Origin of the sequence: Bradyrhizobium sp. AZCC 1578 (assembly GCF_036924675.1) — a bacterium.
Taxonomy (GTDB): Bacteria; Pseudomonadota; Alphaproteobacteria; order Rhizobiales; family Xanthobacteraceae; genus Bradyrhizobium.
In genome coordinates this window covers 1,658,151-1,677,012 of the sequence record NZ_JAZHRZ010000001.1, presented here as the reverse complement: position 1 = coordinate 1,677,012, position 18,862 = coordinate 1,658,151, and the positions used below count along the sequence as shown (strand labels likewise).

The window sequence follows — 18,862 nt, the reverse complement described above, 5'->3', positions numbered from 1 at the left end:
TCCGATGAACGACGATCGCCATCGGCGATCCGCCGGCGAGGGTAATGTTGTGCCGGCGCCGCCCGCGCCCACCAAGCGGCCCAAACCGTCGCGCGAGAGCCAGCGCGGCCTCGACTGGTTCATCTTCTTTCTCGCCGACGTGCAGACCGGATTCGGTCCGTTTATCGCGGTTTACCTCACCACGCAGAAATGGACGCAGGTTGAGATTGGCTTCGTGCTGTCGATCGGCGGGATCATCGGCCTGCTCGGGCAGATGCCGGGCGGAGCCGTTGTCGATGCCGCCCGTTCCGAGCGGCTGGTGGCGGGGCTCGCTGTCGCCACCATCGGCTGCGCCGCGCTGGCCTACGCCTTATGGCCGATCTTCCCGGTCGTGACTGCGGCCGCCATCTTGCATGCGCTTGCGAGCTGCGTGCTGGGTCCGGCAATCGCCGCGATCAGCCTCGGCCTGGTCGGGCCGTTTGCGATCGGGGAGCGGCTCGGGCGCAATGCCCGTTTCGCGTCCCTGGGTAATGGTTCAGCGGCGGCACTGATGGGCGCATCCGGCTATCTGTTGTCAAGCCAGTCGGTCTTCTTCGTCACCTTCTTTCTTACAATCCCGACCCTGTTGGCGCTTGCCCGGATTCGTGGCCAGGAAATCAACGTGGCGCAGGCGCACGGTGCCTTGAGCGAGGACGGCGATGATGCCAAGGCCGCCGACAAGGAGGCGACCAGTGTGCTTCATCTCCTTCGGCAGCGCCCGCTGCTGATCTTCGCCGGCGGAGTGTTGCTGTTTCAACTCGCCAATGCCGCCATGCTGCCGCTGATGGCCGGCGTGGTCACGACGCGATCGGCTCAATGGGCGCCGGTGCTGATTGCGGCCTGCATCATCGTGCCTCAAGCGATCGTCGCGTTGACCTCACCCTCGGTCGGGCGCAAGGCTCAAGCGTGGGGGAGGCGACCGCTGCTGCTCTTGGCGTTCGCTGCGCTGGCGATCCGTGGTTTGCTGTTTGCGGTGGTTCGCGATCCCTATGTTCTGGTCCTGGTGCAAGTGTTCGACGGCATTACCGCGGCCGTGCTCAGCGTGATGGTGCCGCTGATCGTGGCCGATGTCGCCTACGGCAGCGGCCACTTCAACCTGGCGCAGGGGATCGTCGGAACCGCGACCGGCATTGGTGCTTCGCTGAGCACGGTATTGGCGGGCTATATCAGCGATATCTTCGGCAGCAGCGTCGCGTTCATCGGGCTGGCAGGGATCGCAGCCCTTGGCTTGACGGTGATCTGGGCGTTCATGCCGGAGACCCGGCGGACCGAGGTTTAAGCGTGAGGCCCACGGTCAATAGCGCCGCGATGGCCAGCGACGCGCCGACGCCGGCGATGCAGGCACTCCATCCGAAGCGGTCGAACAACTGGCCCAGCACGGCGCTGCCGACGAGACCACCGAGGAAATAGCAGGCAAGATAGGTTCCGCTGGCAATGCCGCGGTGGTCGCTGGCGGCCTGGCCGACGAAGCCGGTGGCGCAGGCCTGCGCAAAGAACGTGCCGACGCCGACCAGTACCATGCCGGCCAATACTTGCGGCAGGTGGGAAGACAGCATCAAAGGCAATCCACTGGCTGCCACCGCCAGCGCTCCCCAGATCGCTTGCCGCGTACCAAACCGGGCGACAGCCCTGCCGGCAAACAGCGTCGTGACCACGGAAGGCGCGAAGACGAAATACACAAGGCCGAGGTCCATCCGTCCGAGCGAGAGCGGCGCACGGACCAGCACAAAATTGACAAAGGTGAAGGTGCCGATAAAGGCAAACAGGATGCAGAAGCCGATAGCGAAAGCCGAACGCAGCGCCGGGTTACACCAATGCTCGATTGTTGCCGCGAGCGGCGATCGTGCTGCGTGCACCGCGTGCATCGGCTTGACCCGATGGATGGTGAAATAAACCAGCACCGCACCGGCGAGATTGAGCAGCGCGAAGAAATAGAAATTCGAGGCCAGCCCGAGCGTGTCGACCACCGCTGCCGACACCAGCCGGCCGATCAGATTGCTTGCGACGTTGCCGGTGATATAGGCCGCGAACGCGCCGCCCGCATCCATCGAACTGCATTGCTCGCCGAGATGGGCCAACGTCAACGCGAATGCCGAGGCCATGCAAAGGCCCTGGGCGATGCGAAGCGCCGTAAACGTCGTGAGATCAGGCGCGATCGCCAGCAACGTGGTGGGGACTGCGAGCACGACCAGGCTGACGAGAATGCCGAGCCGGCGATCGATATGCGGGCTCAGGAAGCCGACAACGAGGCCGGCAACGGCCATGCCGATGGTGCTGGCATTGACTGCAATACCCATGGCGGCCGGTGTTACATTGTAGTGCCGAGTCAGCGAGGGAAGGATCGCCTGCGTCGCGAACAGATCCACCACGGTCAGAAACGCCGTGAGGCCAATGATCAGGGATCGCAGGGCTACGCCCGGTGAGTGACCATGCATTTCCATCGCTTGGGATTTCATCGGCGCGGACATGCCGGTCATGGCGCTTCTCAATGTCTTATCGAGAAAGAAGGATGTGACGCCTGGGCGTGTGGGGCGACACGGGGACCCCAGGCCGTCACATCCGGCAACGAGACGTCGGGTAGCGCTCGTTACAGCTCCTTACATATTGTGGTCGTGCGGATCCTTGCGGACGTCGCCGACATAGAGAATGACGGTCTCCTTGCCGAGATTCTTCCACCAGTGCGAGGTGCCGGCGACTTCCGGCCTGATCTCGCCGGCCTTGTGCACGATCGGCTCCGAGCAGTTGCTGGCGTATTCGACGATCTCGCCCTGCTGGATGTAGATCAGCGCAGGCCGGTCGTCATGGCTGTGCCAGGGCACGATACCGCCGGGCTCGATGGTCAGCTTGCGGAAGCGCAGCTCGCGATCCCTGATGTTGGCCGGCTGCTTTTCGAGGTTGATCGAGCCGAGCGTGACGTCGGTGACGCCGACCGGCTTGTGGTCGACCATCGGGCGGACATTTGCCTGCATCTTCCCGGCCGGGCATTCGCCGGCCACGGCGCTCGAGGCGGTCGCAACCGAACCTGCGATCATTCCGGCGAGCGCGAGACTCTGCCAGACTATGCGCGACGTGACGTTGGACTTGGACATGTCGTGGTCTCCTCTGGTTTTTGCCTTGGCCCCGGATGGTCCGGCCGGCTACGTCACCACCATCGTGGAAATGGCGCACGAGAGGAAATGCCGGTTGGCTTTTGACTCGATAGCTCCCTGCTATGCGGCTGGAGCCTTTTCAAGCGAAAGCCTGCCCCGGACTTGATCCGGGGTGGACACCGGTTCGCGTCACGAAGATGCGTCAAAGCAAGAGCCTGGTTCTGACTCAAACGAAAAGGGCTCTAGCCGTGGCCGAGCATGTGTCTGATGTCGGAGGAGAAGGTCGGATAGGCGTAGACGTTTTCCCGGATCTGGCTCGCGGTAATGCCGAACCGCATTGCCAATCCGAAGATGTTCACCAGTTCCTGCCCCGAGTGCCCGACGAAATGAGCACCAAGGATGCGGTCCGTGGCCTGATCGACGATTACTTTCGACCACGCCACCGTTTCGGCATAGGTTTTCGCGGAGAACCAGTAGAGCATGTCGTTGACGTGGACGTCGATCGCAAGACCGTTCTGCCTGGCGGCGGCTTCCGTCAGGCCAACCGAGGCGAGTGGCGGCACCGTGTAGACCGATGTCGCCATGCTCGCGTAGTCCGGGCTGTATTTGGCGCCTTCGACGATGTTTCGGCCGACGATGTCGCCCTCATAGGTCGCGATCGGCGACAGTTGCGGCGAGGTCGGAACCGCGTCACCGCAGACAAATACGTTGGGATTGGAGGTCGATCGCAAATGGCGGTCGATCGCGACGCGGCCATTGGCTTGCTCGACCTGGCCCGCGGCAAGATCCAGCGTATCGACATTGGCGACGCGTCCGGCGCCGTTGACGACACGGTCGGCCTCGGCTGCGTGCTCGGCGCCGTTATGGCTGAAGGCGACGCGCAGGCGGTCCTTCGCCTTTTCAATTTGCTTGACGCTCACTGCAGTTCTGATGCGAATGCCGATGCGCTCGCTCTCGGCCTGCAAGCGCGCGACGGCGTCGGCGTCCATGGCAGGCAATAGCTGCGGCAGCGCTTCGAGAATAGTGACCGCAGCACCGGCGCGCGCATAGATGTGGCCAAACTCGAGCGAGATGACGCCGCCACCGATGAAGATCACGGAAACCGGCAGTTCGCGCTCGCTCAGCATTTCGTCCGAGGTGATCATGAGTTCGGCTCCCGGAATAGGCAGCGGCCGCGGCTTCGATCCCGCCGCAATCACGATATGCCTGGCCTCGAGTGTCCGGCTTCCGACGCGGATTGTATTGGAGCCTGTGAACGCGCCGTGGCCCTTGATGACCTCGACATTGCGCTTGGCCATCGCGCGGGCGAGATTGGCAGGGATGTCCTTGATCATGTCCTTCTCGCGGTCGATCAGCGCGGCCCAGTCGAGTTTCGGCTTGCCGACAGCTATGTGATGGATGGGTGCGCGTTCGATTTCGTGCAGCGCGTGACCGGCGGCGACCAGCACCTTCTTCGGCGTGCAGCCGCGGTTCGGGCAGGTGCCGCCGAGAAGATCGGCCTCGATCATCGCGACCGACATTCCCGCGCGCCGGACCGGTCCGGTGACACCGATGCCGGCATTGCCGCCGCCGAGAATGACAACGTCAAATTTCTCCGGTGTCATCGGATGAACTCCTCTGTTGGCAACGCCGGATGCGATGAGGCCGCGCCGGCGGCGCAGCCTGATGAGCTTACGGCAAGTGGGGCGACACGGTTACTTGGTTGTGATGGTCGAGGCGATCGAGCCCACCACCTTGGTTGCCATATCGAACTGCGCTACACGGTCCCTGATATTGTGACGCCTGGCGATCCATCCGAAATCGGTCCAGACTGCCCAGACGTCGCCATTGTCGTCCTGCGTCAGCAATAGCCGGACCGGCCAGTCAAGCCCGGCGTTCGGATTCGAGGTGATGAACTGCGTCCCGAGCGGCGGATTACCGAACACCAATAGCGTCGAGGGACGCAGCTTGATGCCGGCGTCGGCCGCGAGTTTCGACTGGTCGATCTCGCTGAAGAATTGGATGCCCTTGGCTGCGATATCCGCCTTGATGCGGCTGATCGCCTCCGGCATCGGCACCGTGCTCTTGACGCGAACGATACCATCGTCGCTGTCCGCGCGTGCTGCCGAGACGACGGAAAGCACGAGCACCGCCAGCAGCAGTGTGGCAAGGAAATTTGCAAAGCGGTTCGTCAGATGGCGTATCATGGAAAACCTCCTGTCGGTGGCGCATGCCCTCCGCATGCCTTCGAGGACAGGATGAACGTTCGGCGGGCCGATATGAAATGCGCATCCGCTCTCAAGTCGATAGCGGCGGACTATCGGTGCCCCTCAATACGCCATGGCTATCGAACCGATTGTGCAACGGCATTTCAAATCAAGGGAAGTCCATCCTCTGATGGGCCAGCGTCCGATTGGCGGGCGCGATGTCAATCTTGAGGAATTTCCCATGACCACCCTTTCCAAGACCCTGATTGCTGCCGCGGCCTTTGCTGCCGTCGCAACGACCGCCTTCTCGCAGGTTCCCTGGGAATTCAATCCGGGCATGGCCTACATGTATGCCGGTCCGGGGAAGATGTCGGCGATGGCCATGGCGGCGACGCCCAAGAATCACGACGCGATGATGAAGAACGCCAAGAAGGTGCCTGCTAACACCGTGTTCTTCATGGACAAGGGCCAGCTCTATTCGACCTCGGGCATGCTGGACCCGACCGGAAATTTCTACTTGCCCTGAAGCGGGAGCGCTGCAGCGTTCGGGCCGCCCTTGCGGGGCGGCCCGAGTCGGAAAATAATACGGATATGCCGGAGCAAGCCATGACGACGCTATCGCCAGCGAACGCCGAACGCCTCAAGGAGGCGTTCCAGCAATGCCGCGACATGGAGGGTACCTTGCGCGAGCAGCTCGAGGCCTACGCCGCGGCTGGGCGGGAGTTCTTTCCGGCCTATGGCGAAGCGGTCGACCGGCTGGTGGCGCGGCTCAATGAGAACGGCGGCGGCGAAAACGCACCGAGGCCGGGCGAGGTGATGCCGCCGTTCCTGTTGCCGGACGAGACCGGCCGGCTGGTCAGCCTGAAATCGCTCCTCGATCAGGGGCCCGTCGCCGTGATGTTCTACCGCGGCCATTGGTGCCCTTACTGCCGGCTGAACGTGAGGGCGGTGATCCAGGCCCAGGACCGGATCAGGGCATTGGGCGCGCAGACAGTTGCGATCATGCCGGAGACGCAGACCTATGCCGAGAAATTCAAATCCGAAGCCGCAGCGCCGTTCCCGGTGCTGACCGATCTCGACAACGGCTACGCGCTGTCGCTCAACCTCGCGATCTGGCTCGGCACCGAAATCCAGCGGCTGCTTTCGTATCAGGATATGGCGAGTTTTCAGGGCAATGACGGCTGGGTGCTGCCGATCCCGGCTACCTTCGTGGTTGGCCGCGATGGATTGGTAAAAGCCCGCTTCGTCGATCCCGATTTCCGCAAGCGCATGGAGATCGACGACCTGATCGCCGCGTTGAGGAGTGCAGGCGAGGAGCGATAGCCCGAGCCCATCCTGGCCGTCTTCGCATTGCGCCTAGCGGGAGGAGCTTTTTTTGCGCTTCGTCGCCTGAGCCTTGCGTATATTGCGGGTCCGCGCGCGCCGCATGGCCGGCGTCGGCTTGGAGCGTTCGGGTACGTTGGGCCGATCCGTCGCCTTGAAGCGGTCGCCGGAAAGATGGCGCGGCGGTGCGCCGAGCGTTTTCAGAATCTTTCGCGCATCCGCGGTATCCGGCACCAGACGGGCGCCGACGCGATGGGCATGCTCCTTGCTGATCAGCCATTTCTGAGTATCCCAGGAACCGCTGACGCGCTTACCGGCGACTCGTTCGATCCCGCCTTTCTTTCCGATATCCTGGGTCCGGAACGTCTTGAATTCGCGCCGCGGCCGCACTTCGATATGGAAGAAACCACCGCTGTTGCGGGCTCCGGGCTTGGCGCGGCGGCGCCCCTCGGGCTGAGCCCTCGCATGGGCTTGCGCCGACATGCCGCGCCATGCTGTGCGCGCCTTGCGAATGTTCTTCTTCGCTGCGGCCTTTTGCTTTGCCGTTGCCATCGTGAACTCCTCACTGTTGGTTCCGACATATTGTCAACACGAGGATTCTGGCAAGGTTCCCGTTTTCCGGGCGATCGACGTCAACGTTCAATGGTGCCCGAACGCCGGATCTTCTTCTGCAATAGCATCACGCCGTACAGCAGCGCTTCGGCGGTCGGCGGGCAGCCCGGAACATAGATGTCGACAGGAATGATGCGGTCGCAGCCGCGCACGACCGAGTACGAATAGTGATAATAGCCGCCGCCGTTGGCGCACGAACCCATCGAAATCACATATCGCGGCTCCGGCATCTGATCGTAGACCTTGCGCAGCGCGGGGGCCATCTTGTTGCACACTGTACCGGAGACGATCATTACATCGGCCTGCCGTGGACTGGCACGCGGTGCAAATCCGAACCGTTCGGCGTCGTAGCGGGGCATCGCCATCTGCATCATTTCGATTGCGCAGCAAGCGAGGCCGAATGTCATCCACATCAACGAACCGCCGCGGGCCCACGTGATCAAGTCATCGGCCGCGGTAACGAAGAAGCCCTTGTCGCTGAGTTCATTGTTCAATCCAGCAAAAAAGTACTCGTCACGCATGGGAGCGCCGGTCCCCGGGTCCAAGATTCCCGTTCCGGAGGGCGTGATCAATGGTCGGGAGTCCGACATCGGGCTGCTCCCACGGGTTGTTTGCGAGGCTTACGCTTTTCCGTCCATGACTACAGAAACTTCATACAGATGTGGATCGATCTCGCTCGTGATTTCGTCGAGGTGGCCCCACTGCCTGCGAAACTCCGGCGATTGATGGGCCGATCGCAGCAGATCGCTGTTCTGCCATTGCACGTAGTTGACGATGCGGCGCCCATCCAGACTGCGATGCAGGCTGATCGATATGAAGCCCGGCTGACGCGCCATGAAGCGGGCGCGCTCGGTCATGACCGACAACGCCTCCGCCTGCTTCTCGGGCTCCGACTCGACGATCGTGATCTGGGTAACGGGTTGTTTATCGGCGTGGATCTGCGGCATGGCTGATCTCCCTTGATCGAGACCGAATTCAGCGCAGCTTCGTGGTGCCGCGCCTGGCGCAGGTCCCCAGCGTGGCTGGCCCAGGCCGGTATCCGCGAGCTCGACGACGCCGGCGAGCAGTCCAGTCATGGCGACCTCGCCTCAGCTACAGAAATTCCGGGAAGGGGAAGCGGTTCCGAGAGTTGCCTGAGGGCGTGCAGCTCGCGCGAACAGGATCGCTGCCGCACGAGGCCGGTGGCCGGCCGACCGGATGCAAAGCGTTGGTAGTGGAACCGGTGGAGAAACTTCGGGGAAGAGAAATCTCCGGGAAAGAAAAATCTCGAAGAAACCCGGAACGTGATCGCGCGTCGAAGGTTATATGCGCAAGGAGCAAGTAATCTTCTTCATGGAAGATGAAATGCTCCGACGGCCCCGTCATTTTGCGATTTCAAATGGCGGGGTCGCTCTTTATCGAGCAGACATTCACCCCTACCGAGCAGGCATGCGCCGCGGTTCCGCCGGGCGGAGCACCGCATCAGCGGGGTGGTTGCATGCCTGGGGAAGTCAGCCAATTTCTGATTTCGACTGCCTTCCTCATTTGCAACGCCTTGCGTTTGGCGGCTTCCTTGTCATCGCCGGGCGGCAGCTTATCCGCTGTCTCCTGTAAATCCTCGGCGATCTGCTCCCAATCTTTGCGGTTCGGGCGCGGATGAGATTTCATCGGTCCCTCCAACTCCCAGCCAGATCCTTAATATGGGGCGGCCGTCCTGGATTTTAAGGGGATCCGTGCTCAGCGCAAATGCGGCGGAAAGCGAGGGAACCGATCCAGCCGGAGCCTCTCAGGGAGTTCCATTCCTGTCGATGAGCTGCTGCCAGTTGGTGCTGCGCAGCATCCGCATCACGGCGGATGCCACCGCAGTCCGTTCACGTCCGGCCACGCCGTAAAGATTTACCGTTCGCCGCGCATCCAGCCCTTCGATGCTGGCGCGCTTCAGCGTCGGCGGGATCGACGCTGTATCGGGCACCACGGCGACGCCGATATCGGCCTCCAACAGCTCGATCAGATCGCGCTCGGATGCGATCTCGTGGCTGCGATCGACGTCGAGGCCGTGTTCGCGAAGCGATGAGTTCACCCGCGCCACATGCTCGCAGTAGTTCCGCGATAGCAATTGTTCGGCGCGAAGATCGCCGAAGTCGAGTTTGTCGCGGTCTGCCAGCGGATGCTTCCGATTGATGACGAGCTGAAAGTTTTCGGTAAACAGCGGCCAGGTATCGAGCCGGTCCCACTCTTCGCTGATTTCGGCGGCAATGCCGAGTTCGGCTTCGCCCTTCTTGAGATATTCCGCGACTTCGCGGGCGTTGCCACGCAAGAAACGAAACTCCAGACGGTTGAACATCCGCTTGATCTGGTCGAGATGCGGAATCAACAGCGACAGATCGACCGAATGGGTCAGCGCGATCCGGAGCGCGCCGACTTCGCCGCTCTTGAAGGATGAGGCAAGTTCGCGCGCACCGGTCGCCGCCTCATAGCATTGCTTGAGCAGCGGATGCATGCGCTGGCCGAGCTCGGTCAATTGCGCGGCCGGACGCTCGCGGCGAAACAGATCGCCGCCGAGTTCGGCTTCGAGTTGCTTGATCGCCCGCGTCAGCGACGGCTGCGTGACGTTGCACTCGTCGGCGGCGCGCGTGAAGTTGAGCACGCGCGCGACCGCAAGGAAGTAGCGAACCTGATGCATCTCCATGGTCGTGCCTCGGTCTGTCGTGCAGGAAAGCTACCCGATGGCGCCCCCCGATGACTACCCAAACCGCCATAGCGCGGGCGTATGGTTTTGGAAGCCAAAGGGCATTTCCTTGAAGCCGTGCCAAGCGTGCAGACTGCGGCGGAAATGGCTTCGTTACGACGTTGACCAGCCACACGAAAGGGCGGCCCATGAATATTCAGCTCAAGACACAGGGTGCTTCGGCCTTGCGGCCACTGACAGGCAAGGTCTCGCTGGTCACGGGCTCGACCAGCGGTATCGGGCTCGGGATCGCCCGGGCGTTGGCGGAAGCCGGCTCGGACGTGGTGCTGAACGGTTTCGGCCCCGCGGCTGAGATCGCCAAGACCCGCGATCAGCTTACCGCCGATTTTGGCGTCGAAGTCAGCTATTCCGCGGCCGATATGACGAGCCGGGAAGCAATCGCCGAGATGATCGCGGGCACGATCGCCAGTCACGGCCGGCTCGATATTCTGGTCAACAATGCCGGCATTCAACACGTCGCGCCGCTCGATCAGTTTCCGGTTGAGAAGTGGGATGCGATCCTGTCTATCAATCTGTCATCGGCATTTCACACCATGCGGCTCGCATTGCCCGCGATGCGCCAGAACAGGTTCGGCCGCATCATCAACATCGCCTCGGCGCACGGCCTGGTCGCTTCGCCTTTCAAGGCGGCCTATGTTGCCGCCAAGCACGGCATCGTCGGCCTGACCAAGGTGGCGGCGCTGGAGACCGCGGAAGAGGGCATCACCTGCAACGCGATCTGCCCGGGTTACGTCTACACGCCGCTGGTCGAGGCGCAGATCGACGGCCAGGCCAGGGCGCACGGTATTTCTCGCGAGCAGGTCATCCACGACGTGTTGCTGGCGCAGCAACCGAACAAGCGTTTTGCCACTGTCGAAGAGCTCGGCGCGCTGACGGTGTTTCTTGCCAGCGACGCGGCGGCGTCGATCACCGGCATCGCGCTGCCGGTCGACGGCGGCTGGACCGCGCACTAGCGCGACAAACAATCCGAGGGAGCGTGACATGAAGGACGTTCAGGATTTCGGTTCTTCGCCGAACTTGCGATCGCTGGCCAGGTCCGAGTCGGGTCAGATCGTCCTGGTGCTGCAGGGCGGCGGCGCACTTGGCTCTTATCAGGCCGGTGTCTATCAAGCGCTGCATGAGGCCGGAATCGAACCGGACTGGATCATCGGCACCTCGATCGGCGCGATCAATGCCGGCCTGATCGCCGGCAACGCGCCGCAGAACCGATTGTCGCGCCTTCGCGAGTTCTGGAAGAAGATGGAACAGAGTCCGGTCTGGACCTTTCGCGACATCTTTCCAGGTTTCAACGAAAAGCTCTCCTACTGGTCGACCGTGACCAACGGCATTCCCGGCTTCTTTCGGCCCAACCCGTTGGCCCATGCCGGCGATTCCTATCCGCTCGGCGCCGACAATGCCGGCTACTACTCGACCGCGCCGCTGGAACGAACCTTGAGCGAGCTGGTCGATTTCAAGCTGGTCAATCAATGCTCGCCACGCCTGACGGTCGGCGCGGCCCATGTCCGCACCAGCCAGATGCGCTATTTCGACAGCCGGGACTGCGAGCTTGGCATCAGGCACATCATGGCGTCGGGCGCGCTGCCGCCGGCATTCCCGGCGATCCGCATCGACGGCGAGCTTTACTGGGATGGTGGCATCTTATCGAATACGCCGACGGAGGCTGTCTTCGACGATAATCCGCGCAAGAACTCGCTGATCTTCGCCGTGCATCTTTGGAATCCGTCCGGCGCCGAGCCGACCACGATGGCGGAGGTGCTGAACCGGCACAAGGACGTGCAGTATTCAAGCCGGATCGCCAGTCACATCGCGCGACAGCAGCAGGCCCATCGCCTGCGCCACGTCATCAACCAGCTCGCCGCGCGCCTGCCGGAGGCCGAGCGCAACAGCGAGGCGGTGAGGGAACTGACGGGCTATGGCTGCCCGACCCGGATGCATGTGGTGCGGCTGCTTGCGCCGCAGCTCAGCCGGGAGGACCACACCAAGGACATCGATTTCAGCCCATCCGGCATCATGCAGCGCTGGGACGCCGGTTACCGCCATACCAAAGCAGTGCTCGAGAAGAAGCCCTGGGTCGGCGAGTTCGATCCGCTCTCCGGCGTCGTCCTCCACGAGCAGACTGAGGCGATGCCGGAAGCGGCGGAGTAGATCGGATTACGCGGCGATCGAAGGCGCGACCGTCTTGTGGTAGAGCGCGTTGTAGCAGGCGGCCGAAAGATCCCAGCTAAACGATCGTGCCATTGCGTTGCGTCGCATCGTGTCGAGGCGGTCCTTGGCGCGGAAGGCTTCGAACGCCCGCCGCACGCCGCCGAGGAACGACTCCGGCGACGGCTTCGCAAACAGGAATCCGGTTTCGCCGTCCTTGATGGTCTCGGCCAGCCCGCCGGTCTGGTGACCGATCGGCAGCGATCCGAACCGCTGCGCATACATCTGGCTCAGCCCGCACGGCTCGAACCGTGACGGCATCAGCGTGAAATCGCTGCCGGCAAACATCCGCCGCGCCTGTCCATCGTTGAAGCCGATGACGACACCGATCGCGTCCGGCCGGCGCAGATGTGCCTCGACCAGCGCCTTCTCGATCTGGGGTTCGCCGCTGCCGGTCACGACGATCTGGCCGCCGGCATCGATGATTTTGTCGGCGGCTGACAATACGAGGTCGACGCCCTTCTGGTGGACGAGGCGGGCGACAAGCGCAAAAATCGGCCCGCGTGACACCGCCAGGCCAAACTGCTTGCGGACATAGTTCGCGTTCGCCTGCTTGCCCTCCCAATCGCCGGCGCCAAAGGTCTGCGCCAATTGTGCGCAGGCGCGCGGATCCCAGCTTTCGTCGATGCCGTTCAGGATGCCGGTCAGTTGGTCGGCGTCCGAGCGGCGCTTCAGCAGGCCTTCGAGCCCGCAGCCGAGCTCGCGCGTCGTGATCTCCTTTGCGTAGGTCGCGCTGACGGTGGTCAGATGCGAGGCATAGACGAGGCCGCCTTTGAGGAACGACACGTGGTCGTAGAATTCGAGTCCGTCGATGTGGAAGGAGCTTTCGGGCGCCCCGATGCGACGCAGCGAGTCCGCTGGAAACAGTCCCTGATAGGCGAGGTTGTGGATGGTCAGGATCGAAGGAACTTTTGCGTTCTTCCAGGCCAGGTAGGCCGGCGTCAATGCAGCCTGCCAGTCATTGGCGTGAACCAGGTCCGCTGCCCAATTCTTGTCCACCTTGCCCAAGGCAAGTTCGGCGGCAGCAGATGCAAGACGCCCGAAGCGGATGTCGTTGTCGGGCCAGTCTTGGCCGTTTTCATCGCCGTAGGGGTTGCCGGGCCGGTCATATAATTGCGGGCAGAGCAGGACGTACACCGGCAAGCCGTCCTTGGTCGCAGCCCGCCCGACCGAGCAGGCCGGCATCTCCGCCAGCACGTCACATTGTCCAACAATATCAATGTGGGTGAGTTGCTCGACGACGTCCCGATAGCCGGGCAGCATGACCCGGACGTCGCTTCGTCGACGAAGCGCCCGGGGCAGGGCGGCGGACACGGCGGCGAGCCCGCCCACCCGGACGAAATCATCCATTTCCGTAGTGATGAATAAGACTCTCAAAGGAATGCCCTCTACCAGCCTCTGATGAGAGGAAATGCAAGAAAGGGTCCAGTTTACTCTAAGGGTCCAGTCTACTGGAGATAATGCCGGGCCCTCGCTATCGGTTCCTGATGCGAAAAGCTTTCCTGCCGCGGCGGCGCCCATTAGGGTCACGCCGCGCCAACAACAAGTGCCGTTAGGCCCAAGGAGCTACACGAGAATGACGATAGCCGGTAACGAGCAGAGGAATATGACAGGCAGCTTCGCAGGCCTACGCGTCCTCGATTTCTCAACCACGATTGCCGGGCCTCACTGCACGCGCATGCTAGCCGATATGGGCGCCGAGGTCATCAAGATTGAAACCGAGGAGGGCGAGACGATGCGGACTCGTCCGCCGGTGCGGAATAATTGTTCGACCGCCTTCGGCCAACTCAACGTCGGAAAGAACAGCCTGGTGCTCGATCTGAAATCGCCCAGGGGCGTCGAGGCCGTTCGCCGATTGGTCGCGACCGCTGACGTGCTGGTGGAGAATTTTCGCCCCGGCGTGATGCGGCGATTGAAGCTCGATTATGCCTCGCTGCACGGCCTCAACCCGAAACTGGTCTATTGCTCGATCTCCGGATACGGCCAGACCGGGCCGTCGGCGGAGCTGCCGGCCTATGCGCCGGTGATTCACGCGGCATCAGGTTATGAGATGGCGCATCTGGCCTACCAGCCGGGACGAAGCCGGCCGGACTATTGCGGCATCTATCACGCCGACGTGCTCACCGGAGTCTACGCATTCGGCGCGGTCTCGGCGGCGCTGTATCAGCGCACGGCAACCGGGCAGGGCCAGCATATCGACGTCTCGATGCTGGAATCCATGCTGAGCCTGACGTTGAACGAACTGCAATGGTCGCAATTCGAGGTGAAGCCGACGCAACGGCCGATGTTCGGCCCGATCGAGACGACCGACGGCTATGTGATGATGGCGATCGCCAGCGAGAAAACCTTCCAGAGCCTGATGCAGGTGATCGGTCATCCGGAGTGGGTGAGCGATCCGCGCTTTGCGAAATATTCCGACCGCCGGGAAAACTGGACGAGCCTGATAGAAGGCGTGGAGGCATGGTCGCGCACGGTGACGACCGACCAGTGCCTTGCTGCGCTCAATGAGTACGGCGTGCCTTCGTCGGCCTATCGCACGGTCGCCGAGGCGCTGCGCGATCCGCAGATCTCCCATCGCGGTGCGTTGGCCGAGGTCGAGGACGGTGGCGGCACCTTCAAGGTCCTCAATCTGCCGTTCCGCATGTCGGGCGCCAACGTGTCGGCGGCGAAGCGCATGTCGACGCTCGGCGAGCACACGCGTGCCTACTTGAAAGAGACCGGTCTGTCGGAGGATGAAATCGCATCCTTCGCCGGAAAGGCGCAGGTGTCTGCGAACGTCTGACGGCGCGCGTCGCGACGCAAGGGTGTCGATGCTGCGGCTTTTCATCCGCGGCTTGCAAACGCCCTTGCCCGCGACGGCGTTTCCGGACAATCTCCGATAGACATCGACGATCCGGAATACCGGACGAACGACATATCGGAGGGAACATCCATGAAAGCGGCGATCCGTTCGAGCGCGCTCGCGCGAATATTTCTTGTGGCGGGATTTGCTGTGGCGTTGTCAGCAATGCCTGCCAGCGCGCAGAAAAAGGGCGGAAGCATTACCTTCGGCCTCGAGCTTGATATCCCCGGTTTCGATCCCCTGAAAGTCGGCGTATTCGATACCTCGGCCGGAGCTGCAGCAGCGGCGATTTTCGACACGCTAACGACTCTGGACGATAAGGGCGCTGTGCAACCGAAACTCGCGCTGTCCTGGATTCCTTCCGAGGACTTCAAGACCTGGACCTTCAAGCTGCGACCTGGCGTTAAATTCCACGACGGCACACCCTTCAACGCCCAAGCGGTTAAGGAAAATTTCGATCGGCAGAAAGACCCTGCCAACAAGTGCCGCTGTGCCTTTTACATCGCCTACGTCAACAACGTGCAGGCGCCCGATGAGCTGACGCTGGTCTATAATCTGAACGACCCACAGGTGAACATGCCGGCACTTGTGAGCTTTGCCAGCGTCAACAATTCGGTGCAATCGCCAACCGCGTGGAAGACCAAGGGCGATGACTACAACCGCAATCCCGTCGGCACCGGTCCTTATATCCTGAAGTCATGGAGCGCGGGCGACCGCATGGTGCTTGAGAAAAATCCGGACTACTGGAACAAGGGCCGCCCCTATCTCGACCGCATCGTCCTCAAGCCGCTGCCGGACGCGCAGTCACGCTTTGCCAGCCTGCAATCCGGCGAAGCTGATATCATCTGGGACGACGAATACGATGCCGACAACATCATGAAGGCGCAGAAGGATCCGAAGCTTACCGTGCACACCTATGTCGGCTCCGGCGCGCAGGTCTACGCCTTCAACACCAAGGTCGCACCGTTCGACGACGTGCGCGTGCGCCAGGCGCTGGTGATGGCGCTCGACCGCAAGAAGATGTCGCAGGCGATCACCAATGGCCTCGCAAAACCGGCCAGCAACCCCTACGGCGACGGCTCCTGGGTGAAATGCAAAGAGGATGGTGCACTTCCCGAAGACCTTGAGAAGGCCAAGGCGCTGATCAAGGACTATGGCAAGCCCGTCGATTTCAAGATGCTCGTTACGGCGACGCCACGGGGGCGAACCGTTGGCCAGGTGTTGCAACAGTTCTGGAAGCGGGCTGGCGCGAACATGGAGATAGAACAGGTCGATCAGGCCACCATCCCGCCGCGTGCGTTCATGCGCCAGTTTCAACTGACTCCTTGGCGAATCATCGATCTCGCCGATCCTGACATCCAGATGTATGCCAATTTCCGCACCGGCAGCCCGGTTGCGCTTGCCAACTATTCGAATCCAGAACTCGACAAACTGCTCGAGCGCGCGCGCACCACGGCCGATACGAACAAGCGCATCGAGGACTATTGCGCTATCAGCCGTGTCATCAACAAAGAAGCGATCTGGTTCTGGACCTTCCAGAACACCTATTACGCGCTGTCGAGCGCCAAGCTTAAGGGCTTGCCAAAAATGTACAGCGGAGTGATCGACGTATCTAACACCTGGCTGGAATAATCTTTCCATGCTGCTCTTTGTGGCGCGCAGGCTTCTGTACCTAATACCGGTCCTGATCGCTGTATCGCTGTTGACGTTCTTCATTGCCTCGTTGCTGCCGGGGGATCTCGCCTATACGATCCTCGGCGATCAGGCGACGCCGGAGAACGTTGCGGCGCTTCGCAAGGACATGGGACTCGATCAGCCGATCTGGATACGTTACTTCGGCTGGCTCGGTAACATCCTGCAGGGCGATTTCGGGCGGTCGTTCCGCACCGGGCAAACCGTGTTGCAGGCCGTCGCCGAACGATTGCCTGTGTCGCTCGAACTGATGATCCTGGCCGAGATCATGGGCCTCGTCATCGGCGTTCCCCTGGCGATCGTGTGCGCCGCCCGCAGCGGCAGCGCGTTCGACCGCTTCATGACCGGCAGCGCCTTTGCCATGCTTTCGGTGCCGGCTTTCCTCTCTGCGATCCTGCTGATCTATCTGTTTGCGGTGGAGCTGCGTTGGCTGCCTGCGACGGGCTACGTGCCGTTTGCCGAAGACCCGGCCGCAAACCTACGCTTCATGGTGCTGCCCGCGCTGACGCTGGCGCTCGCCGAATGGCCCGGCATCATGCGCGTGCTGCGGTCCGACATGATCGCAACCCTGCAGGAAGACTATATCGCGCTGGCGAAGGCCAAGGGATTGAAGGCCTCGCGCATCCTGTTTGTGCATGCGTTGAAACCTTCGTCGCTTACGCTGGTTACGATCACCGGCATCAATATCGGGCGGCTGATCGGCGGCGCCGTCATCGTCGAGACGATCTTCGCGCTTCCGGGAATTGGCCGGCTGCTGGTCGGCGCCATCTATACCCGCGACCTCATCATCCTGCAGGGCGTGGTGCTGATGGTCGCTGCCGGCTTCGTCATCGTGAACTTCATCGTCGATCTGCTCTACGCCGTTCTCGATCCCAGGATTCGCCATGGCCACGCTTGAACTCACGATCGACGAAGGCGTGGCTGCGCAACCGGCAAAGCGGGGACGCCGGTTGGGAGCGCTGTTCTGGATCGCAATCGGCTGGGTGGTCTTTATGTTCGCGGTCGCGATCCTTGCGCCCGTGCTGCCGCTGCCGAGCCCAACCGACATGGACATGCTGGAGCGGCGTGCGCCAATCTCTGCTGAGCATTGGTTGGGGACCGACGGCCTTGGCCGCGACGAGCTATCAAGATTGATTTACGGGGCGCGGATTTCGCTGGTGGTCGGGATATGCGCGTCGGTGATTGGGCTCATCATCGGCGGCGCACTTGGCATGCTCGCAGGCTACTTCCGTGGACGGTTCGAAACGATGGTGGTCGGCAGCATGGATGTGCTGCTGGCGTTTCCGCCTTTGATCCTGGCGCTGGCCGTGACCGCCTTTCTCGGGCAATCGATCTTCTATCTGACCTGCATTCTCGGTGTGCTCAGCGTTCCCGCCTTTATGCGCGTGGCGCGGGCGGCGACTCTCACGCTGGCGCGGCGCGAATTCGTGATCGCGGCCCAGGCGTTGGGGGCAACACATGCGCGCATCCTGCTGCGCGAACTCTTGCCCAATGTCATGTTGCCGCTGTTGGCTTTCTTCCTGCTCGGCGTTGCAGTCCTCATCGTGGTCGAAGGCGCCTTGTCTTTCCTCGGGCTGGGCGTGCCACCTCCGATCTCGAGCTGGGGCAGTATGATCGGGGAGGGGCGCGAGAGCCTCGAAGTCGCGCCACGGCTCGCCTTCTTTCCGGCGATTGCGATGTTCCTGACCGTATTGTCATTCAATCTCATCGGCGACGCGCTGCGTGCGCTTACCGATCCACGGCAGGGTGCGCTGTGACGGGCAACGTTTTGCTTTCTGTCGAAGATGTCGTGGTCGACCTTCCGACCCCGCGCGGCAATCTGCGCGCGGTGGATCATGTCGACCTCACCGTCGGCGCCGGGCGCACCCTCGGTATCGTCGGCGAATCCGGCTGCGGCAAAACCATGCTGTCGCGGGCGGTCCTGCAATTGTTGCCGAAGAAGGCAAAGCTCTCCGGCCGCGTGATGTTCGACGGGCAGGACCTGCTGCAGCTTCCGCCGGAGAAACTGCGCAAGCTGCGCGGCCGGTCGCTGGCGGTGGTATTTCAGGATCCGATGACCTCGCTCAACCCGGTGCTCACGATCGGGACGCAGTTGATCGAGACATTGCAGGAGCACCTCGAACTGGACGACGCCGCCGCCACCAGACGCAGCGTCGAACTACTCGCGGCG

General features: G+C 62.2%; 19 protein-coding genes and 1 pseudogene. 10 read left to right on the top strand and 10 right to left on the bottom strand.

All coding sequences use genetic code 11. The features are described from left to right. The first annotated feature begins 4 nt into the window (after window positions 1–4). Window positions 5–1,297, top strand: coding sequence for an MFS transporter (locus V1290_RS08485; protein WP_334368971.1), 1,293 nt, complete (start codon window positions 5–7; stop codon window positions 1,295–1,297). On the opposite strand, the gene V1290_RS08480 is transcribed toward V1290_RS08485, so the two are convergent. The 4 genes from V1290_RS08480 to V1290_RS08465 all read right to left on the bottom strand — a co-directional run bounded on the left by V1290_RS08480 (window position 1,266) and on the right by V1290_RS08465 (window position 5,293). Next, window positions 1,266–2,495 carry an MFS transporter gene (locus V1290_RS08480; protein WP_334363976.1) on the bottom strand — a complete coding sequence of 410 codons (1,230 nt, stop codon included), beginning with the start codon at window positions 2,493–2,495 and terminating at the stop codon, window positions 1,266–1,268. The two genes, V1290_RS08485 and V1290_RS08480, sit on opposite strands and share 32 nt — an antisense overlap. A gap of 120 nt (window positions 2,496–2,615) precedes the next feature. Beyond that, complete coding sequence (locus V1290_RS08475; protein WP_334363975.1) at window positions 2,616–3,107, bottom strand: cupin domain-containing protein; 492 nt, start codon at window positions 3,105–3,107, stop codon at window positions 2,616–2,618. Window positions 3,108–3,349: 242 nt separating this feature from the next. Further along, window positions 3,350–4,711 (bottom strand): dihydrolipoyl dehydrogenase family protein, encoded by a 1,362-nt coding sequence (locus V1290_RS08470; RefSeq protein ID WP_334363974.1) that lies wholly within the window; start codon window positions 4,709–4,711, stop codon window positions 3,350–3,352. Window positions 4,712–4,801: 90 nt separating this feature from the next. Beyond that, window positions 4,802–5,293, bottom strand: coding sequence for a DUF302 domain-containing protein (locus V1290_RS08465; RefSeq protein WP_334363973.1), 492 nt, complete (start codon window positions 5,291–5,293; stop codon window positions 4,802–4,804). A gap of 241 nt (window positions 5,294–5,534) precedes the next feature. Between V1290_RS08465 and V1290_RS08460 the strand changes: the two genes are divergently transcribed. Next, entirely contained in the window at window positions 5,535–5,819 is a 285-nt protein-coding gene (locus V1290_RS08460) for a hypothetical protein (protein WP_028347361.1), read from the top strand. An 80-nt stretch (window positions 5,820–5,899) separates the two neighbouring features. Continuing rightward, window positions 5,900–6,616, top strand: coding sequence for a peroxiredoxin-like family protein (locus tag V1290_RS08455; RefSeq protein ID WP_334363972.1), 717 nt, complete (start codon window positions 5,900–5,902; stop codon window positions 6,614–6,616). Between the two features lie 33 nt (window positions 6,617–6,649). On the opposite strand, the gene V1290_RS08450 is transcribed toward V1290_RS08455, so the two are convergent. The 5 genes from V1290_RS08450 to V1290_RS08430 form a co-directional block, all read right to left on the bottom strand. After that, entirely contained in the window at window positions 6,650–7,168 is a 519-nt protein-coding gene (locus V1290_RS08450) for a hypothetical protein (protein ID WP_334363971.1), read from the bottom strand. Window positions 7,169–7,248: 80 nt separating this feature from the next. Next, window positions 7,249–7,818, bottom strand: coding sequence for a NuoB/complex I 20 kDa subunit family protein (locus V1290_RS08445; RefSeq protein ID WP_334363970.1), 570 nt, complete (start codon window positions 7,816–7,818; stop codon window positions 7,249–7,251). 30 nt (window positions 7,819–7,848) lie between these two features. Then, entirely contained in the window at window positions 7,849–8,175 is a 327-nt protein-coding gene (locus tag V1290_RS08440; protein WP_334363969.1) for an antibiotic biosynthesis monooxygenase family protein, read from the bottom strand. A gap of 514 nt (window positions 8,176–8,689) precedes the next feature. Next, window positions 8,690–8,875, bottom strand: a complete 186-nt coding sequence (locus V1290_RS08435) for a hypothetical protein (protein ID WP_028347356.1) — start codon at window positions 8,873–8,875, stop codon at window positions 8,690–8,692. A gap of 118 nt (window positions 8,876–8,993) precedes the next feature. After that, window positions 8,994–9,896 carry a LysR family transcriptional regulator gene (locus tag V1290_RS08430; RefSeq protein WP_334363968.1) on the bottom strand — a complete coding sequence of 301 codons (903 nt, stop codon included), beginning with the start codon at window positions 9,894–9,896 and terminating at the stop codon, window positions 8,994–8,996. Between the two features lie 188 nt (window positions 9,897–10,084). On the opposite strand from V1290_RS08430, the gene V1290_RS08425 reads away from it, so the two are divergent. Both V1290_RS08425 and V1290_RS08420 read left to right on the top strand, forming a co-directional pair. Continuing rightward, window positions 10,085–10,909, top strand: a complete 825-nt coding sequence (locus tag V1290_RS08425; RefSeq protein ID WP_334363967.1) for a 3-hydroxybutyrate dehydrogenase — start codon at window positions 10,085–10,087, stop codon at window positions 10,907–10,909. Window positions 10,910–10,937: 28 nt separating this feature from the next. Beyond that, window positions 10,938–12,101: a patatin-like phospholipase family protein gene (locus V1290_RS08420; RefSeq protein WP_334363966.1), complete on the top strand. Its 1,164-nt coding sequence runs from the start codon at window positions 10,938–10,940 to the stop codon at window positions 12,099–12,101. A gap of 6 nt (window positions 12,102–12,107) precedes the next feature. On the opposite strand, the gene glgA is transcribed toward V1290_RS08420, so the two are convergent. Continuing rightward, window positions 12,108–13,535, bottom strand: a complete 1,428-nt coding sequence (glgA, locus tag V1290_RS08415) for a glycogen synthase GlgA (protein WP_334363965.1) — start codon at window positions 13,533–13,535, stop codon at window positions 12,108–12,110. A gap of 199 nt (window positions 13,536–13,734) precedes the next feature. On the opposite strand from glgA, the gene V1290_RS08410 reads away from it, so the two are divergent. From V1290_RS08410 to V1290_RS08390, 5 genes and pseudogenes are all read left to right on the top strand, one after another. Next, window positions 13,735–14,940: a CaiB/BaiF CoA transferase family protein gene (locus V1290_RS08410; protein ID WP_334363964.1), complete on the top strand. Its 1,206-nt coding sequence runs from the start codon at window positions 13,735–13,737 to the stop codon at window positions 14,938–14,940. Window positions 14,941–15,090: 150 nt separating this feature from the next. Further along, a complete protein-coding gene (locus V1290_RS08405; RefSeq protein WP_334363963.1) occupies window positions 15,091–16,632 on the top strand; it encodes an ABC transporter substrate-binding protein in 1,542 nt (513 codons plus the stop codon). Between the two features lie 7 nt (window positions 16,633–16,639). Next, a complete protein-coding gene (locus V1290_RS08400) occupies window positions 16,640–17,590 on the top strand; it encodes an ABC transporter permease (protein WP_334363962.1) in 951 nt (316 codons plus the stop codon). Continuing rightward, the gene (locus V1290_RS08395; protein ID WP_334363961.1) at window positions 17,577–18,449 is read left to right on the top strand and encodes an ABC transporter permease; all 873 of its coding nucleotides are present in this window, start codon (window positions 17,577–17,579) and stop codon (window positions 18,447–18,449) included. The genes V1290_RS08400 and V1290_RS08395 overlap by 14 nt, the downstream gene beginning before the upstream one ends. Further along, window positions 18,446–18,817 (top strand): annotated as a pseudogene (locus V1290_RS08390) (ATP-binding cassette domain-containing protein); the annotation flags it as partial. The gene V1290_RS08395 and the pseudogene V1290_RS08390, both read left to right, overlap by 4 nt. Window positions 18,818–18,862: the final 45 nt, after the last annotated feature.

Coding starts and splice junctions, on each gene's coding strand:
- V1290_RS08485 (WP_334368971.1), top strand. CDS start 5: ATGAACGACGATCGCCATCGGCGATCCGCCGGCGAGGGTAATGTTGTG.
- V1290_RS08480 (WP_334363976.1), bottom strand. CDS start 2,495: ATGACCGGCATGTCCGCGCCGATGAAATCCCAAGCGATGGAAATGCAT.
- V1290_RS08475 (WP_334363975.1), bottom strand. CDS start 3,107: ATGTCCAAGTCCAACGTCACGTCGCGCATAGTCTGGCAGAGTCTCGCG.
- V1290_RS08470 (WP_334363974.1), bottom strand. CDS start 4,711: ATGACACCGGAGAAATTTGACGTTGTCATTCTCGGCGGCGGCAATGCC.
- V1290_RS08465 (WP_334363973.1), bottom strand. CDS start 5,293: ATGATACGCCATCTGACGAACCGCTTTGCAAATTTCCTTGCCACACTG.
- V1290_RS08460 (WP_028347361.1), top strand. CDS start 5,535: ATGACCACCCTTTCCAAGACCCTGATTGCTGCCGCGGCCTTTGCTGCC.
- V1290_RS08455 (WP_334363972.1), top strand. CDS start 5,900: ATGACGACGCTATCGCCAGCGAACGCCGAACGCCTCAAGGAGGCGTTC.
- V1290_RS08450 (WP_334363971.1), bottom strand. CDS start 7,168: ATGGCAACGGCAAAGCAAAAGGCCGCAGCGAAGAAGAACATTCGCAAG.
- V1290_RS08445 (WP_334363970.1), bottom strand. CDS start 7,818: ATGTCGGACTCCCGACCATTGATCACGCCCTCCGGAACGGGAATCTTG.
- V1290_RS08440 (WP_334363969.1), bottom strand. CDS start 8,175: ATGCCGCAGATCCACGCCGATAAACAACCCGTTACCCAGATCACGATC.
- V1290_RS08435 (WP_028347356.1), bottom strand. CDS start 8,875: ATGAAATCTCATCCGCGCCCGAACCGCAAAGATTGGGAGCAGATCGCC.
- V1290_RS08430 (WP_334363968.1), bottom strand. CDS start 9,896: ATGGAGATGCATCAGGTTCGCTACTTCCTTGCGGTCGCGCGCGTGCTC.
- V1290_RS08425 (WP_334363967.1), top strand. CDS start 10,085: ATGAATATTCAGCTCAAGACACAGGGTGCTTCGGCCTTGCGGCCACTG.
- V1290_RS08420 (WP_334363966.1), top strand. CDS start 10,938: ATGAAGGACGTTCAGGATTTCGGTTCTTCGCCGAACTTGCGATCGCTG.
- V1290_RS08410 (WP_334363964.1), top strand. CDS start 13,735: ATGACGATAGCCGGTAACGAGCAGAGGAATATGACAGGCAGCTTCGCA.
- V1290_RS08405 (WP_334363963.1), top strand. CDS start 15,091: ATGAAAGCGGCGATCCGTTCGAGCGCGCTCGCGCGAATATTTCTTGTG.
- V1290_RS08400 (WP_334363962.1), top strand. CDS start 16,640: ATGCTGCTCTTTGTGGCGCGCAGGCTTCTGTACCTAATACCGGTCCTG.
- V1290_RS08395 (WP_334363961.1), top strand. CDS start 17,577: ATGGCCACGCTTGAACTCACGATCGACGAAGGCGTGGCTGCGCAACCG.